We start from the raw sequence: 16,030 nt of genomic DNA on the forward strand, positions 1-16,030 counted from the left end.
CCCGGCTTTCATGGTTACTTCCTTTATTGTATAGTAAGGTTAGTCTCTAGAGAGAGGAGAGAATCTGTTGAAAAAGAGAATCTGCATTATTGTCGCACTGCTGCTTGCGGTGCTGGTGTGTGGCTGCGGGCAAAAGCCTGGAAGCACTGGAGAAACCCGTACGGTAACAGACGCCCTGGGGAGGAGCGTGGAAATACCGGTAACTGTTGAACGCATCGTTCCCTTGGGAAATACGCCTCGAATGATAACCTATTTAGGCCTGGCGGATAAGGTTGTCGCCTACGGTGGGATGGATGCCGACACGATCAGCCCCCTGACGGCCTACGCTTACGTCAACAAGGATCAATGGAAGGACCTTCCAAAGGTCGGCACCGATGCCATGGGGAATACGGATTATTACCCAGAGGAAATCATCGCGGCCAATCCTGATGTCATTTTATGTACTTATACTGAAGATATGGTGAATGACCTTTCGGAAAAAACAGGCCTTCCAGTCATTGCCGTGGGGCAAGGAACGCTCTTTGGTGAGGATTATGCCGAATCCCTCCGTATTTTAGGAGAGGTGTGTGGTGCAGAAAAGCGGGCAACGGAAGTCAATGCCTATATCAACGATACCCTTGCCGATTTAAACAAACGAACCGCAGATATTCCACAGGAGGAAAAGCCCCGGGTATTATCTGCCGCAGCCACCTTTAAAGGGGCCCACGGTATCGAGGGCGTCCGCTTAGATGATCCGGTACTGACTGCCGTTAATGCCAATAATATTGCAGCGGCAAGTGCAACGGGGAAGGCGGCGACAGTGGAGGTGGATAAGGAACAAATCCTTGCCTGGAATCCCGATGTCATCTTCTGTGATTATGGCGGCGTTGCCCTGGTAAAAAAAGATGTCCAGGCCAACCCGGATTTCTACGCCCAGCTCAAGGCCTACCAAGGCAACAAAATCTATCAATACCCCAGTTCGACCAGCTATTTCTCCAACGTCGAAATCCCACTGGCCAATGGCTACTTTGTGGGGAGCATTCTGTACCCAGAGAAATTCACCGATGTTGACCTGACAAAAAAATCCAATGAGATTTTCAAATTCTTCCTTGGGGTAGAGGACTATATGTCTGTGTTAAATGATTATGGTGCAGGTTATGGCGCCGTAGACTTTGGACAGCATTAAATGGCGATGCTTCATAAAGGAAGGGCCCAGAGCTATGAAGGCCATATCACCCGAAAACGGATGTCCCTTTTCATCATTACGCTGGCCGTCCTCGGCATTGCTGTCTTCGCCATGATGTCGGGCTCCATGAGCCTTACCTTTTCAGAAGTCATGCAGACCCTCATCGGTAAAGGGACCCCGCCGTTAAATACTGTTGTGCTGGGCATCCGGCTTCCCCGGGTGCTGGCGGCAATACTGGTGGGGGCCGCTCTGGCCCTTTCCGGCGTGGTCATGCAGTGCGTCCTCCACAACCCCTTGGCATCCGCATCCACCCTGGGTGTATCCCAAGGTGCTGCCTTTGGTGCTGCCCTGGGAATTATTGTCTTTGGCGGGGGCGTCGTCAATTCAGGATCTGCCAATGTTGCAATTGAAGTGAACAATCCTTACATCGTCACACTCTGTGCCTTTGTATTCGGTTCATTATCAACGGCCATTGTCATCCTTCTGTCCCGGGCCCGAAAAAACCTTGGGCCCGGTGGATTGGTTTTAGCCGGCGTCGCCTTGAGTTCCCTCTTTACCGGAGGGAGTACGCTGCTCCAATACTTTGCCGACGAAACCAAGCTCAGTGCTGTTGTTTTTTGGACCTTTGGTAATTTAGGCAGCGCCAACTGGAAACAGATAGTCATTCTGGCCCTGGTATTCTCCATCGCCTTCGTTTTTTTTATGCTGAACCGATGGAACTACAATGCCATGTGCAGCGGGATTGACACGGCTAAAAGCCTGGGGGTCGATACACGCACGATCATGCTCGTCAGCATGGCGATTTGTTCATTAACAGCGGCTGTCGCCGTTGCCTTCGTGGGAATCATCAGCTTTATCGGTTTAGTCGCACCACATATGATGCGACGCTTCGTAGGGGATGACTACCGCTATCTCATTCCTGGATCCGCTGCCGCAGGGGCCCTTGTCCTTTTACTTGCGGATACCTTTGGCCGTCTCATCATCGCACCGGTTATCCTGCCCGTTGGGGCCATTACCTCATTTTTAGGGGCGCCCGCCTTCCTTTTCCTTCTATTGAAAGGAGCTGGGCACCATGATTAAAATTGAAAAACTGGATTTTTCCTATGAAGGTGCCCCCCTAAAAACTCTTGAGGACATCAATTTAAAAATCGAACATGGGCATTGTACCGCGATCTTGGGAAACAATGGAGCGGGAAAAAGCACCTTGCTCAAATGCATCAATCGCATCCACCATACAACACAGGGGACGGTATCTCTCGACGGTGAAAACATCGCGCAAATGAATCGTCGCCAAATGGCACAAAAGATTGCCTATGTCCCACAGAACAGTGAGCCCACACACACCATGGTTTTTGACACCATACTCCTGGGACGCAGACCCTATATCAAATGGGATATTACCTCAAAGGATAAAGAAATCGTACAGGGGATCATCGAAGCATTCGGCCTGGAAAAATACGCTGCTCGGTATATGGATGAGCTCTCCGGGGGAGAGCGGCAGAAAGTCATTCTTGCCCGTGCCATGGCCCAAGAGCCAAAGTTTCTTTTATTGGATGAACCCACCAGCAGCTTGGACCCAAAAAATCAACACGAAATGCTGGGGATGGTGAAACGCATCGTAGATACCCAGAAAATCGGAGCGGTCATCGTCATCCATGACCTCAATCTGGCCCTGCGTTATTGTGACCGCTTTTTATTCATCAAAGATACCAAGGTCTATGCCAATGGCGGAATTGAAATCATAACACCACAAATCATAGAGGATGTTTACGCTATGGCTGTGGATATTATTGAACACAAGGGGATGAAAATCATCATACCCCTCAAGAAGTAAAGCCCCCTTAGGGGGAGAAAGAATGGAGGATCAATCAATGGATCATCAAAAAGAACTTTGGAATGTGTGCGTCGCCTTCCATGGCCACGAGTGCGGTGGCTTAACCATCGGTTATAAAGCAGCCCTATACGCCACAGACCTTCTCAAGCTGGACTTTTCAAAAGATGAAGAGGTTGTTTGTATTTCAGAAAATGATGCCTGCGGCGTCGATGCCATCCAGGTCATTTTGGGGTGCAGCATTGGAAAAGGAAATCTCCTTTTCCACATGACGGGCAAGCAAGCCTTTTCCTTTTACAATCGAGGGACTGGAGAATCCGTACGTTTGGTACTCAAGGAAAAACCAAAGGGAATGACCCGGGAAGAATCCTTCAAATATTACCAGGAACTGGAACCCGAAGCCATGTTCGACGTCAAGGAAACCACCCTCTTACTGCCAGAGCAGGCACGCATCTTTGACTCCTATGTCTGTGACTGCTGTGGTGAAACCGCTGGTGCCCATTGGGTTCGGCTTGTTGGGGAAAAAAAGCTGTGTGTCGATTGCTACACCCACTACGATCGATTTAATATTTAAAGGGTCTGTGGCTTCATCACGACGCTATTCCTAGAATAAAAGGGAGCAACACTTCTCGACAAGAATATTGCTCCCTGGCGCCGGTGCCATAATCTTGCGCTAGGCTACTAATTCAGCCCCTAATTCCTTGCAGGCTTCCAGGGCTACATTGTCTGGCTCCTCGACACAGATGACACTCTCACAGACCAGATGAATGCCCACATCTTCACAGGATTCCTCCCAGCACCGCATCCATTCGCCATCACCCCAGCCATAAGAGCCAAATAAGGCGATGGGTTTCCCGGTCAGCTTCGATTGGCAGGCTTCGAACATCGGCTCAAATTCACTTTCCTCCAAAACCTCTGCTCCCATGGCCGGACATCCAAATGCAATACCATCGAAGTCATCAATCATACCTTCATCAAATCCATCGGGAGTCAACACCACGGCCTCCGCCCCTTTTTCCACAATACCTTTGGCCACCGCGTTCGCCATCACTTCTGTGTTTCCCGTTCCACTCCAATAAACCACTGCAATTTTACTCATGTTTTTTTACCTCTTTCTGATTTAATTTGATTATTCTGCGACGACAGCGAGTTCTTCAACGCTCGCGCCCTTGGCCCATCGCGAGCAAAGGACATCGGTGCATTTCTGATAGCGACAAAAGATCTGCTTTGCTTTTTCTTCATCGCCATACACCTTCCAGCATCCAACGCATTTAAAACAGCGCTTATGCTCCATAAATCCATGGACATCCTCTGGAGGATATCCCAAAAACAGACCGATTTCATGGGGAAACTCCCCTCTGCACCGAAGCCGACTCACCAATTGGACCACGCATCGGTCCGGGTTGTCCACCGGATAGCCCCGGGCCTTGAGCAGGGATGCCGTACGGCCATCTCTAAAATCCCGCTTCAAGTGATTGGGACGGTACAGATAGAGGAGGGTCCGCCACTCCGAGAAACGAAGGGGCAGAATCCGAATCCCTTTGGGCACCAATCGTCGATTGAGCTCCCGGATATCCCCTTGAATTTCTTCCCTGGACTGATAAGGGCAGGTAAATAAGCTGCCAGTTTTCATCCCTGCCAGGGTTGGTGCCCCATTGCGTACTAAAAGCTTTTCTGTCATTGTCCTTCACCCCTTTAGTTAGAAGATGCTAACATATCATCGAACAAAATAGTTAGCTATCGCTAACTCATAATATCATATTCAATTATCCTGGACTTGTCAATCCATCTGGCCCTGTTTTTTTACATTGAAATAATTATAAAAAAATAGCCGTACAAGGCGTTTATAAATGGCCTCACGCCCACCGATTCCACCGTAGAAGGATAACAATGCCTCTTCAGTTCCAAAGTTTTCTAACAACGCTGTCTGGTTACCTTTCCATAAGTCAAGCCAATATGGAAACATCCGAAGATGAACCCCCACCACATCGTCCCGGGGAATGATCTCTGGAAAGGGATTTTCCATATCCAACATCAGCTCCAGCCCATCCAACCCCCGATCTTTATAAAAACATTGCAAATCGTGCTCCAGTACCCCTTTAAAAATAGAGGTGTTCAACCGCCATTTTTGACGAATAACAAAAACATACTGACAAATCGGAGCGCTTCGGCAATCCTCAATGCTTTGAAGTTTAATCTCCTGTAAAACACCTCTGTAGGTATGGTCCTTTTGCTTTTTATTCACAATGCCGTCCTTTGCCTCTTCCCGCAAAAAACGGCGTCCTTTCGCTGCTTTTGTCATTTTCTTAGCCTCTTTTTCCTAAAAAGCCCCGACATCATTGGCGATGATAACGGGGCTTTCGCTTCTTACGCTGTTATTTCAATACTACTTTCCTAGACGTGCTTCCGGCGGGCGATGATGATAACGGCACCGGTGGCTGCCAGGAGGACCAATGCGATGACGGTGCCCGTTACTGTGCTGGTGTCTCCGGTGATCCCGGTTTTGGTATTCCCGGTAGCTCCGATACTGCCGCTATTGCCATTATCCGTCCCCGGTGTGCCAGGCGTGGGATTCACCGGCTCCGTACTGCCCGCCTTCTGGGCTAACAGAATGAAGTCTGAGAAGCTGGATACCTTAAAGGTGACAGTCTTCTTGGCCCCATTGTAGGTTCCGGCCAGGTTTTCCAATAGCTTTCCATCTTTAATATGGGCGATCTTCACCGTCGGGTTATCGCCATAGGCGCTAAGATCTGCACTGATGGTAATGGTGATGGGTTGATCAACGGTATTTCCTTTTAAATCTTCAACATGGATGGCCAGAGGCAGCACCACATCCATGCCGGTGTTGGCTTCCTGGGCAATCGCTGCACTCCCAGTGTCTGCCGTATCAAGGACCAGCTTGTAATCCAAGGTCAGGCCATCGGCTGTGACCTTGGTCCCATCGGCCAGGGTGGGCTGATGGCGCTCGGCTTCTGCTTTTTCCACAACGGTGTTAAAGCTGTCGAGGTCTGCCTTCATTTCTGCCTGAGTGGCCGCATCGAGTTTATCAATGGCGGCACGGGCAGCGTCCACATCCGCCTGGGTTAAGCCCTTCGCCTTGGCCGTCTCCATGGCGGCTTTGGCATCCGCCATGGCCTGCTGGCGTTCTTCCTCGGTCAGCTGGGCATTGGTCTTAATGGCATCCAGGGCAGTCTTGGCATCGGTCAGGGCCTGGGTGACCCCGGCCTGATCCGCTGCGGTGTTAATGGCGTTGGTGCCTGCCGTTATGGCAGCGGTGAGCTCTGCCTGCTGGGCTTCCCGGTAATCTGCCAGTTTTTTATAGCCTGTCAGGTCTGCGATGGCGGCGGTTTTCGCATCGGCCAGCGCCTTCGCTTCCTCTGCCCTATACTGGGCATCGGTCTTTAGGGCATCCAGCTTCTGCTGGGCGTCCTTTAAGGCTGCGGCGATGTCGGTTTTATTGGCGGCGACATCAATGGCGGTGTTCCCCGCGGTGATGATTTCGGCCATTTCCTTCTGCTCCGCTGCCCGGTAATCGGCTTGATCCTTATAGCCTGCCAATGCGGTTTGGGCATCGGTCTTGGCCTGGGCCAGCTCTGCGGCGGCTTTGAGTTCCGCCATCTTCGTAACATCGGCACTCAGCTTGGTCTGATGCGCGTCATCCACCAGGGCCTTTTGGGCGGTGGTGAGGGCATCGAAGGCGGCTTTTGCTTCGGCCAGGGCGGTTTCATCGGTGAGCTGTAAATCTGCGGCTTCCGGCAAGGCATCGATTTTCGCGATGACGGCCTGTACGGCTTCATCCATTGCCGGTTGTCGACGCTGAACATCACTCAAATCATATAAGTTGACAGCCCCGGCTTTAATGCGACGATAGGCTTCGAGCGCATAGGTCGCTTGCTGGGTAGCCATTTCATTGGGCCGTTGGTCAGTCAGTAAGTATTTAAAGCCTCCAGATTCTATGCGATAACGCTCTAGACTGGTAATGGGATTCGCACCCGCTACAGTAAATCCATGGTCTGCCTTTGCTATATCCAGCTTCAATGCCGATAATGCTGTGATGATTTGAGCATCGCTATTGCTATTCCCATATCCTGCTGCGTTATCCATTGTCGTTTTAAGATAGTCCAAAGCCTTCGTAACCGCAGTTTGAACTGCCGGGTGGGCTTCATCATTGTAGGGTGCCAAAGCCGTGAGACACATTGCAGTCATATCCGGACTGCCTGAACCGGTACCCCCAAGAGTAAAGCCTCCGCCGACTTCATCCTGATACGTCAACAATGTTTCAAGCAGACGATTCCTGGACCAATTTGCCCCTTCGGGTACGATCGTCCCTTTTGCATCGAGGGCGATCAGTGCGAAAGCCACATCATTGGACCCCATGGTTGCGAGTTGATCGGAATAATTATATAATTTGTCATAAAGATTGACGCCACGGACATCAGACGCATCGTAGCCGATGGACTCCATGGCTAAAATGACCCGGGAGATATCCGTGGACTTTTTCCCAAAGGATGCTTCGGCCACTTTTCCGGAAGCGCTTTTAATGTAAGCTTGAATGTTTTCTTCTGATACCGTCACTCCAGAGCGGGCTAATGCAAAGATGTTCCATTCATTACCATAGGCGTTTTTTCCAATGGCTTCACCCGAAAGATAGCTCTGGCCGCTTTCAATACCAGCCTTGACTAACGCATCGACATCGACTTCCACAGCCTGGCCTGTCACTGTCACCGTAAAGCTCACAGGCTGCGCTCCACCGGTCGTATCCCATGGGGTTCCCGTTACTGTTACGGTTCCTTCTTTGAGCGGGGTGATGGTATGGTTTGTTTTTTTATAAGCATTCGTTGCTTCGATCCCGCTCTGGACCTGAACGATGCCTGCTTCACTATAAGTCCAATCCATACGCTGCTCAGTGCTATTGGCTGGGCTGAAAGTGATGGGCAGTGTTTTTGTCCCTTCCGAAATCACCAAATTGATTTCGCTCTGATCCACGGCTACGGCTGTCGCTTTGTTTTTATATTCAAAGCGAATTACGACATCTTTTTTCACCGCCGGATTAGCATTACTCGTGACGGTAAAATGCGCAGTGCCTGCCTTGACCGGCAAAAATCCATTTACATGCTCGACCTTGAAATAAGCGATCTCCGGATCATAGCTCGTCCATGTCACGCCACGGTTAGTCGCATTATCGGGTTTGACCTGAACATCGTATCGCTGCCCTATACCACTGTTATAGATCCCTGTGTACTCATTTCCATTGGGATTCCAATCATCAATGAAATAAGTGTCCTGCGTCGTGACTACCATATCTGTAACATTAATATACGCTGCTTCAACATCGAACTGCTTTTTAACCGCCGTATTGAGTAAACTGACAGTAATCTTCGCACTGCCTGATCCCGATAGATTAAAGGCGGTATTTTTTGTGCTCGTTCCAAAATTCACATTTGATGAATCACTGGTACAGGTAATCGCATAAAAGGGAACATCGACCAACAATTGACTATTGGCCCTGCGCCCCTTGACAACGATGGTCTTGGTCTCACTCCCCGTAAGGGCAAGTGGCGTTTTCCCCATTTCGACACCATCTACATAAGCATACAAGACGTCGATGGTGCTGGGGATGATCTTCACCTGGAAATCGACAATATGTGTTTCTTCCCCGTAAAGAGTACCTTCATCAATGACCCAACCCGTGGCAGTCCCCGTTTTATTCAACATGACTTCTCCAGTTCCCGCAAAGATATTAAAGGTACTGGTTCCACTTGTCGGATCCACTGTATTCTTCCAGTACGGGGTTGCCTGGCTACCTTCTAGTACAAAGCGGCCTTGGTCACTTTGTTCAAGAACGAACTGGCCATCCTCCCCTACTTCTTGTATCTCACCATTCTTGTACTGAAAATATACCTGAGGTGTCTGAACAGCAGATCTGGCATCGACGGTCACTACGGTTGTCCCGACGATATCGCCCGATGCTGCGGTAATCGTCGTGGTGCCCGTGTTTACACCCGTCACCCGTCCATTGGCATCGACCATGGCAATTGCCGTATCCCCACTGCGCCATTCAACCATTTGATTCGTAGCGTCTTGGGGAGATACCGTCGCCGTCAATTGAAGGGATTTCCCCATAACAAGGCTTTGATCCTGTTCATTTATGGTGATTCCAGTAACCGGAATCTTACCCTCCTCCACCGTGATGATACAGTTTGCTGTTTTACCATTCACGGTTTCTGCGGTAATCGTCGTTTTTCCCACTGCATTTGCCGTGACAATCCCCATATCGTTGACGCTGGCAACAGCTTCGTCCCCAGAGGTCCATGCAACGGTTTGATCACTCGCGTTTTCTGGAGAGACGGAAGCCACCAACGTCGTCCTGCCGCTGACCTTCAGTGTTGCTTCGGAAGGCGTCACCGTCACGCTATCTGGATCGACCACCTGCTTAAGCTCTGCAATCTTTTTTTCTGCATCGGCCATTTTTTCAGCTTTGTCCCGTTGAAATTTGATCGATTCACACGGATTAATGCCGTGTAGGCATTTCGTGCAATAATCACACCCTCTTCATCCGCTAAAGTTAAACTATCCACGCCTGGCAAAGCATCGATCAGCTCAACGACCAGTGCTTGTGTGCGGGTGTTGAGCTCCGTCAGCGCTGTTTTGAACTCCGCCTTGGAAGCATCCTTGGCAATCATTCCCGCCATAGCATCTGCTTTGGATTGAAGTGTGTCCAGGCTATTCTGTGCGCTTGAAGGATAATAGCTATAATCCTTTTTCATTTCCTGCAAACAGCTTTTGGCCGATGTGTAATCTTTTCCGCTGCTTGCACCGTACATCGCTCCGGAATCTGGATAGCTGGACGCATAGAGTTGTATGAAATCCGGGAAATCATACCACAAACCAAACCCGAGCTGTGCATCGAGCTCAGGAGTTTCCTTTCTCAATAACTTACACTGTTTTGAACCAATGGCACATCCAAAACTGTAAAATTCCCTTGCATTTTCAAAATCAGCTGAGCTGAAATCTTTTTCTTCCACTGGCAGAACTTTGGATAATTCACGCATTCTTGCCATGATGTTTTCTACACTTTTCACGATGACCTTTACAGAGGTACTTTCCCCGGCACAGCTTACCGTAATGGTTGCTTCACCCTCGGCAAGGGCCTTTATGGTATTTGTACTTCCCGGCTCATAGTGATCCGTTTTTTCAATTGTCGCTACTGCTGCGTTGCTGCTCTCCCATACTATGGGTGTATCTTGTAATGCATCAGGGCGGGTGACCACAGCCTTGAGGTCAGAATATTGAGTTTCCTCGCCATCCGTACTCAGATAAACGGTCTGAATTCTGGCATTGTCACTATCCTCCAGAAAAAGCATGGGCCGTGCTGGAGGCGCAGCTACCAAAATTGTCCCACAGGACAAGACAGCCACCCCGATTATCACTAGCCAACACAAAAGTGTCCGCCCTACGATATTGATTGATTTCATATATCTATCCATTTCCCTTCCATTCACGTTGTTTTTTTATGCTATTACTTACCTTTTTCCCTTCTCCTCGAGAAGGGGGTGTTAAGACATCTCGAGCGAAGCGGTAGGCTCATTATAAAATGAACCTACCGCTCACTGTTTCCTTTAATCTTGCTTCTGTTTCCGAACCAAAATTGCCATTCCACAGACAGCGGCAAAAATCAATATTCCTGCAAAGGCGGTATTTAAATTTCCTTCTGTGATACCCGTCGCTGTATTTTTAGTCGAGTTCGTGCCATCGGCCGCAATATTTCCGGCCCCAGCCGTATTCTCGATTGGTAATTTTTCCGCCATAACCATGAAGTCAGAGAAGCTCTTGGTGATGAAGGTCACGGTTTTGGCATTGGCATCATACTGGGCATCCAGAATCTCAACTTTACCATCTTTCAATACATGGGCCACCTTGATGGATTCGGTTTTATAACCGGTCAAATCACAGGAGATGGTGACCTGATAGCCATTTTTAGCCAATTCTGCTTTTTGATCATCCGTCATCTGATCTTCATTGATGCTGATGCCGATTCCCAGGACGAGGTCCTTCCCGGTGAGCTTAGCCTTGGCTTTTTCAATATTTTCCGTTGTCACTGTTTTGATTTCTTCCAGCGCGATGTTCAGGGGCAGCATCTTGCCGTCCTTATCACTAATGGCAGCGGCTAGCTTTTTGCCATCTTCCGTCGTGACATCCGCTGTTTTGGTGTGCTGTTTCGCACTCATCGTATTTAAAGCAGTGTCCATGGCCGATTTGGTGGCATCGGCTTTACCCTTCGCTGCTGGGCTGAGTGCATTGTAAGCGGTTATGGCTTCATTATAAGCATCCAGTGCCGTTTCAGATTTTTCATTGATGGCGCCAATGGCCTGGGACATCTTATCAATGACCGGCTTGGCTTCCGCTTCGGCCTGGAGGTCTGATATTTTAGCTTCGGCGGCCTTGAGGGTTTCCAGATTCTTCACATAGACCTTCTGGTCAGCGGTTAGCGCTTCGTAGGCGGTCCGGGCTTCTGTTACTGCCGTTTCGTTTTCCAAAGTCAGCTGGTCTGCGGCGGGCAATGCGGCGATTTGTGCATCGATTTTCGCTGCGGCTGCCTGATTTTCTTCCACCTTGTACTGGGCATCGGTCTTGATGGTATCCAGGGCGGTTTTCCCGGAAGCTAAGGTTGTTTTTACTCTTTCTTTCGCTCCGGATAAATCGTTGTTTTCAATGGTGATGGCACGGATTTGTTCGCTATAGCTTTGGATGGTCTGGTCTAATTGTGCCTGTTCTGCATCACGATAATCCGCCTTATTTTTATAATTCTTCAGTTCCTCGATGGCGGCATCCTGAGCCGTTTTTAAGTCTGCGGCTTCTTCGATGTCATACTGGGCATCGGTCTTGATGGCATCGATGGTGGTCTTGGCTGCTGCCAAAGCCGTATTGACCCCCTCTAAATCAGTGGCCTGATTGATGGCTGCTTTTCCATCAGCAATGGCATTGGCTAAGAGCGCTTTTTCAGCATCCCGGTATAAATCCGCGGATTTATAGCTTTCCAAGGTAGTACCGGCGGTTTCCTTTGCCTGTTTCAGCGCAACAAGCGCGTCGTAGGTGCTGCGGGCATCCAGAAGAGTCTGGTAATTCGTGACCTGTGCCTGTTCTTCTGCGCTCAGGGCCTTATAGCTGGCTTCGGCATTTTCAATGGCGGCCTTGCTGTCCAGGGTAATGGTGCCGAGGGCATCGATTTCCGCTTCCAGTTTACCGACGGCAGAGAAGCCAACGGCCAAAATGTTCCCGGAATCATTTTTGTAGTATAAGGTGCCGTCGGTTCCAGCGATGATGCTGCAGATGCAGTATTGTGCAAAGCCCTTGGCATCATAGAGATCCACTTTTTTAGCACTGCTTCCATCAGCTTTGGCTTCGATCATGGCGATGCCGCCAGGATTCATGTTATAGGTCGAGTAGAAATAGAGATTGCCATTACTTTCTTCATAGGCGGTGCTTAAAAGCATGGAGCACTGGGGATAGCCTACTAAATCTACGGTGTAAATACTATCCAGTGTCCCGGCGTCACAGGCGACGAATTTGCCGGCAGATCCGACACCGCCACCCATACCGAAGTAGACACGGCCCTTGTACACGACTGGCGTACTGGTGCTCTGTCCACCGATTTCCGGATAATTCTTCGATGTCAGGTTCGTGATGTTGCCCTGGGCATCCACATCCGCACGGCAGAGGTAGCCGTTTTTCGTGGTGAAATAAATCTTCCCTGCGTCATAGGTGATGGTGGATCGCTGATCGCCCATTCCTGTGAGCACCGTATCACTGATTAAATCGCCATTAATCCGATTAAGTGCCAATAGATGGCTGTCACCATTATAGCCATTGGCGCCGTCATCCGTCCCGATGATGAGGGCATCTCCGACGACCACGGAACCCGCCCAATAGAATCCACCGGCCTGGGTGTGACGCCAGGTAGCCGTTTTCGCTTCATCGGTCTTGCTGGCATCTTCATCCGATGCGCTCAGGCAGACATAGTTTGCATCCTTTGCTTCAGAATTCCAGAATCCTGTGTAGAGGTAGCCATCAGCATAGGTGATGGGAGAAAGGGCTTGTCCCTTCAGGGGATCGGTATACACCCAGAGGGATTCCAGGGTGGTGGCATTGAAAGCCTGGACGGTTCCTCCGCCCAACTGGATGAAGATCATCCCATCCGCATAAACCGGAGCACTATAGGCAAAGCTGGGGCTCTGGACCATGTTGCCCTTTGCCAGGACCGCACCGGTCTGTAAATCCAGTTTGTAGATATTCTTGTTGACTCCGGTAATGAGGGTATTGTCTACGATGATCTGAGGAGTTGGAGATGCACTCCAGCCGGTACCCAGTTTCTGGGACCAAAGCAGTGCCGCACCATCAGCGCTTTTCGGTGTCTTGGCCGTGGTAATACCATTGTTCTGGTCATTTCCCCGGAAGTTCTTCCAATCGGCACTGACGGAGGCCGGGTTGGCTGCTGCTTTTTCCAGGTTGACTGTCAGGCTGCCACCAGCTGCCGGAACATCTCCGGTTTTTGCCACATAGCCGGTCTTGGTCACCGTATAGGTATAGGTCTGGGAATCAAAGGCCCCTTCGAAGCTGCCATCACTGGAAGCTTTGAGCTCTGCGCCTTTGGCATCATAGACCTTCACTACGGCATCGCCTGGTGTGGTGGTGATGGTCAAGCGGGGCGCCTTCTTTTCCTTCACCGTAATAGTGTAGGTTTCTGCGGCGACCTTTTCACCGCCACTATATTCGCCATTATTCATAGAAGGCCAGCTGGGATCGCCATCAACGATGGTAATGATACTGCCATCTTCAACAGGGATGGCCTGGCTTCTGAGGTATTCTTTTCCTTCTGTCTGGGTTCCCAGATAGGTGTGGACCTGGAAATTCTTATTGGCGGCGGTAGGTGTGATTTTCACACTGGATACGCTTGCCCGAATGTTTAAGGTGTAGTTCTTTGTTCCGGCATCGAAGGCCGGGCTTAATGTGCCAGCATCGGTTGTGAGGGCTGAAAGGGTTTTGGTATTATTACTCCAATCCCCGCCAACATCTGTTCCGCCGGTTTTAGAATACACGACCTTAATCTGCTGGCCATCCTTTAAGGTGCCATCCGCCGGCGTATATTGATTGAGGGGGTTATTGGTAAACCAATCTTCAATGGTGGTCATCCAGCCGGCATAGTCGGCACCAACGCCTGCGCCTAAACCATTGATTTTAGAGATGTACCCACCATTTTCTTCCAGGGTATAATCGCCAAGGGCTGTCTGCACGGCGCTTAACACCGTGGAAGTAGATGTGATCTCCACATCCTTGTCCACCAGTACTCCGGTGAAAGCCGCACCCTCTGCCGCCGTTGCCTTTTGATTTTCGACGGTGACGTGGACGGTGCCGGCGGGCTTTGGTGCCTCAGGGATGGATACGCTTGCCGCTGTGTCTAATTTAGCTGTTCCCAGTGTAACCAGGATATCCCTATTACTGGTTGTTGGGTCTTTCTGGAATCCAAGGTCTCCATCGCCCAGGGTAATATCTGCCTTTGCTTTTAAGTTAAAGGTTGCGACGAGATATCCACCTTCTGATGACGCATCAATATAACGATAATTAGGCGTTTCATTCGTGGTCGTCAAAACCTGGGAATTGGTTGATTTATCTGCAATACTGAACGAGTAACCAAGGGTGCCATTGGTATCATTCTGACGGTACATATAGTCTTCATCGTCGTCAAAAATGCCAGTTTTATCGGCGCTTGAATAGTAACTTGTCGAGATATTATCTTTTAAACCGGCCCCAGCAGGTGCCAGCTTTTCAGTATTATATTTAAGCATCACCCCGACATCTGAAAATCCCGTATCTGAAATAATCAGCTTAACCGGAACGGTTTCCCCCTGGCTGTAGCTGGATTTGTCGACTTTTAAGGTCGCTTTGGAATGATCCGCAGCGAACACCGATATCCCCACGGCTGACAGCGCCATTAGGCAAATGATTAATACCGCTAAGATTCTTTTTTTCATTCTGATCTCCTTTTAATTAAATCTGTTTTCCAAAATTCGATTTTACCACTCGTAAATCGGATACATTGACAAAACCGTCAAAATCGACATCGCCATTTTGCCCTGTTTGGACCGATTGGCCAAAGTTGGATTTCACGATTCTAAGATCACTGACATTCACGTAGCCGTCTCCATCCGCATCCCCGGTGACAGCAGAGGCTTCATCTAAATGGTTAAGGTTCGCTAGTGCTGCATCCACATCGGCCTGTTTGGATTCGATATTCTTCAGCAGCGCCATGGCATCATCATACTTTTTCTGATTCTCACCATAGCTTAAAACCGAGGCTTTATCACTCATGGCATTAATTTCCGCCACTCGCCAGGTCAGGGCATCCTTATTGGCCGCCACGACAAGGGGTTCTGCTGAGCTCCAATCCTGGGGCTCGGCCAGATCCGCACCATAGCCATAAACGGTGAACTGCCAGCGCATGACGGTCCCTTCATCAACAAGGGCATCTGATGCGCTTGTATTGATAAATTTGTTATTGACTGAAATCATCCAGCCTGACATATTATAAAAATCGAATTCTCCCAGCCATCCATCATCCTGGGCATCCAGGGTTCCGCCTTTGGCCGCGATTGCCGCTTTAATATACTGGGGGCAATCTGGGATTTCGCCCACTGCTGGATCGCCATCCTTTATCTGGGCCAGATAAAAGCTGCTGTCGATGGTGCCAGTATTTTCATAATTTCCTTGGCCTAACCGATCCGTAACAATTTTCGAGACACGCGTCCCCTTAGGGACCTTAATGAGGGTAGGCTCGATGGTGTACCCTTTCCCTAAGGTGAATTTTTCGACGGTCAGACAGACCGTTACCTGATCCGCTGTCCCCTCCTCCGCAAAAGCCAACGGACTTAAGCCGCCTAAAAGCAGGAGTACCGCCAGGCCTAAGCACAGAATCCTCTTCCAATTCTTCATAAATTACCCTTCCTTCCATTATTTCTATATTTGGTTTTTTTCAAAAT

The 16,030-nt window shown here is 49.6% G+C and carries 11 protein-coding genes; 4 read left to right on the forward strand and 7 right to left on the reverse strand.

All coding sequences use genetic code 11. The annotated features are described in order from the left end of the window. Positions 1 to 67: 67 nt before the first annotated feature. From BLU30_RS04500 to BLU30_RS04515, 4 genes are read left to right on the forward strand one after another with little or no spacing between them, the layout of a single operon-like run. Positions 68 to 1,165 (forward strand): ABC transporter substrate-binding protein, encoded by a 1,098-nt coding sequence (locus BLU30_RS04500; RefSeq protein ID WP_090243908.1) that lies wholly within the window; start codon positions 68 to 70, stop codon positions 1,163 to 1,165. Further along, positions 1,166 to 2,245, forward strand: a complete 1,080-nt coding sequence (locus BLU30_RS04505) for a FecCD family ABC transporter permease (protein ID WP_090243910.1) — start codon at positions 1,166 to 1,168, stop codon at positions 2,243 to 2,245. Continuing rightward, the gene (locus tag BLU30_RS04510; protein ID WP_090243912.1) at positions 2,238 to 2,999 is read left to right on the forward strand and encodes an ABC transporter ATP-binding protein; all 762 of its coding nucleotides are present in this window, start codon (positions 2,238 to 2,240) and stop codon (positions 2,997 to 2,999) included. Before BLU30_RS04505 ends, BLU30_RS04510 begins: the two co-directional genes overlap by 8 nt. Positions 3,000 to 3,021: 22 nt before the next feature. Further along, positions 3,022 to 3,570, forward strand: a complete 549-nt coding sequence (locus tag BLU30_RS04515) for an FmdE family protein (RefSeq protein ID WP_242873505.1) — start codon at positions 3,022 to 3,024, stop codon at positions 3,568 to 3,570. A 99-nt stretch (positions 3,571 to 3,669) separates the two neighbouring features. Here BLU30_RS04515 and BLU30_RS04520 read toward each other — a convergent pair whose 3' ends face one another. The 7 genes from BLU30_RS04520 to BLU30_RS04550 all read right to left on the reverse strand — a co-directional run bounded on the left by BLU30_RS04520 (position 3,670) and on the right by BLU30_RS04550 (position 15,983). Then, entirely contained in the window at positions 3,670 to 4,095 is a 426-nt protein-coding gene (locus tag BLU30_RS04520; RefSeq protein ID WP_090243917.1) for a flavodoxin, read from the reverse strand. A 30-nt stretch (positions 4,096 to 4,125) separates the two neighbouring features. After that, positions 4,126 to 4,677 carry a DUF3793 family protein gene (locus BLU30_RS04525; RefSeq protein WP_090243919.1) on the reverse strand — a complete coding sequence of 184 codons (552 nt, stop codon included), beginning with the start codon at positions 4,675 to 4,677 and terminating at the stop codon, positions 4,126 to 4,128. Positions 4,678 to 4,776: 99 nt separating this feature from the next. Next, the gene (locus BLU30_RS04530) at positions 4,777 to 5,298 is read right to left on the reverse strand and encodes a hypothetical protein (RefSeq protein ID WP_090243921.1); all 522 of its coding nucleotides are present in this window, start codon (positions 5,296 to 5,298) and stop codon (positions 4,777 to 4,779) included. A 92-nt stretch (positions 5,299 to 5,390) separates the two neighbouring features. Beyond that, positions 5,391 to 9,464, reverse strand: coding sequence for an Ig-like domain-containing protein (locus BLU30_RS04535; RefSeq protein ID WP_090243922.1), 4,074 nt, complete (start codon positions 9,462 to 9,464; stop codon positions 5,391 to 5,393). Beyond that, positions 9,404 to 10,483 carry a PDC sensor domain-containing protein gene (locus BLU30_RS04540; protein ID WP_090243923.1) on the reverse strand — a complete coding sequence of 360 codons (1,080 nt, stop codon included), beginning with the start codon at positions 10,481 to 10,483 and terminating at the stop codon, positions 9,404 to 9,406. The genes BLU30_RS04535 and BLU30_RS04540 overlap by 61 nt, the downstream gene beginning before the upstream one ends. 132 nt (positions 10,484 to 10,615) lie before the next feature. After that, positions 10,616 to 15,025 carry an outer membrane protein assembly factor BamB family protein gene (locus BLU30_RS04545; protein ID WP_090243924.1) on the reverse strand — a complete coding sequence of 1,470 codons (4,410 nt, stop codon included), beginning with the start codon at positions 15,023 to 15,025 and terminating at the stop codon, positions 10,616 to 10,618. A 16-nt stretch (positions 15,026 to 15,041) separates the two neighbouring features. Next, entirely contained in the window at positions 15,042 to 15,983 is a 942-nt protein-coding gene (locus tag BLU30_RS04550) for a dockerin type I domain-containing protein (RefSeq protein WP_090243926.1), read from the reverse strand. Between the last annotated feature and the right edge of the window lie 47 nt (positions 15,984 to 16,030).

This window comes from Eubacterium barkeri, assembly GCF_900107125.1.
In the GTDB taxonomy this organism is placed as follows: Bacteria; Bacillota; Clostridia; order Eubacteriales; family Eubacteriaceae; genus Eubacterium_O; species Eubacterium_O barkeri.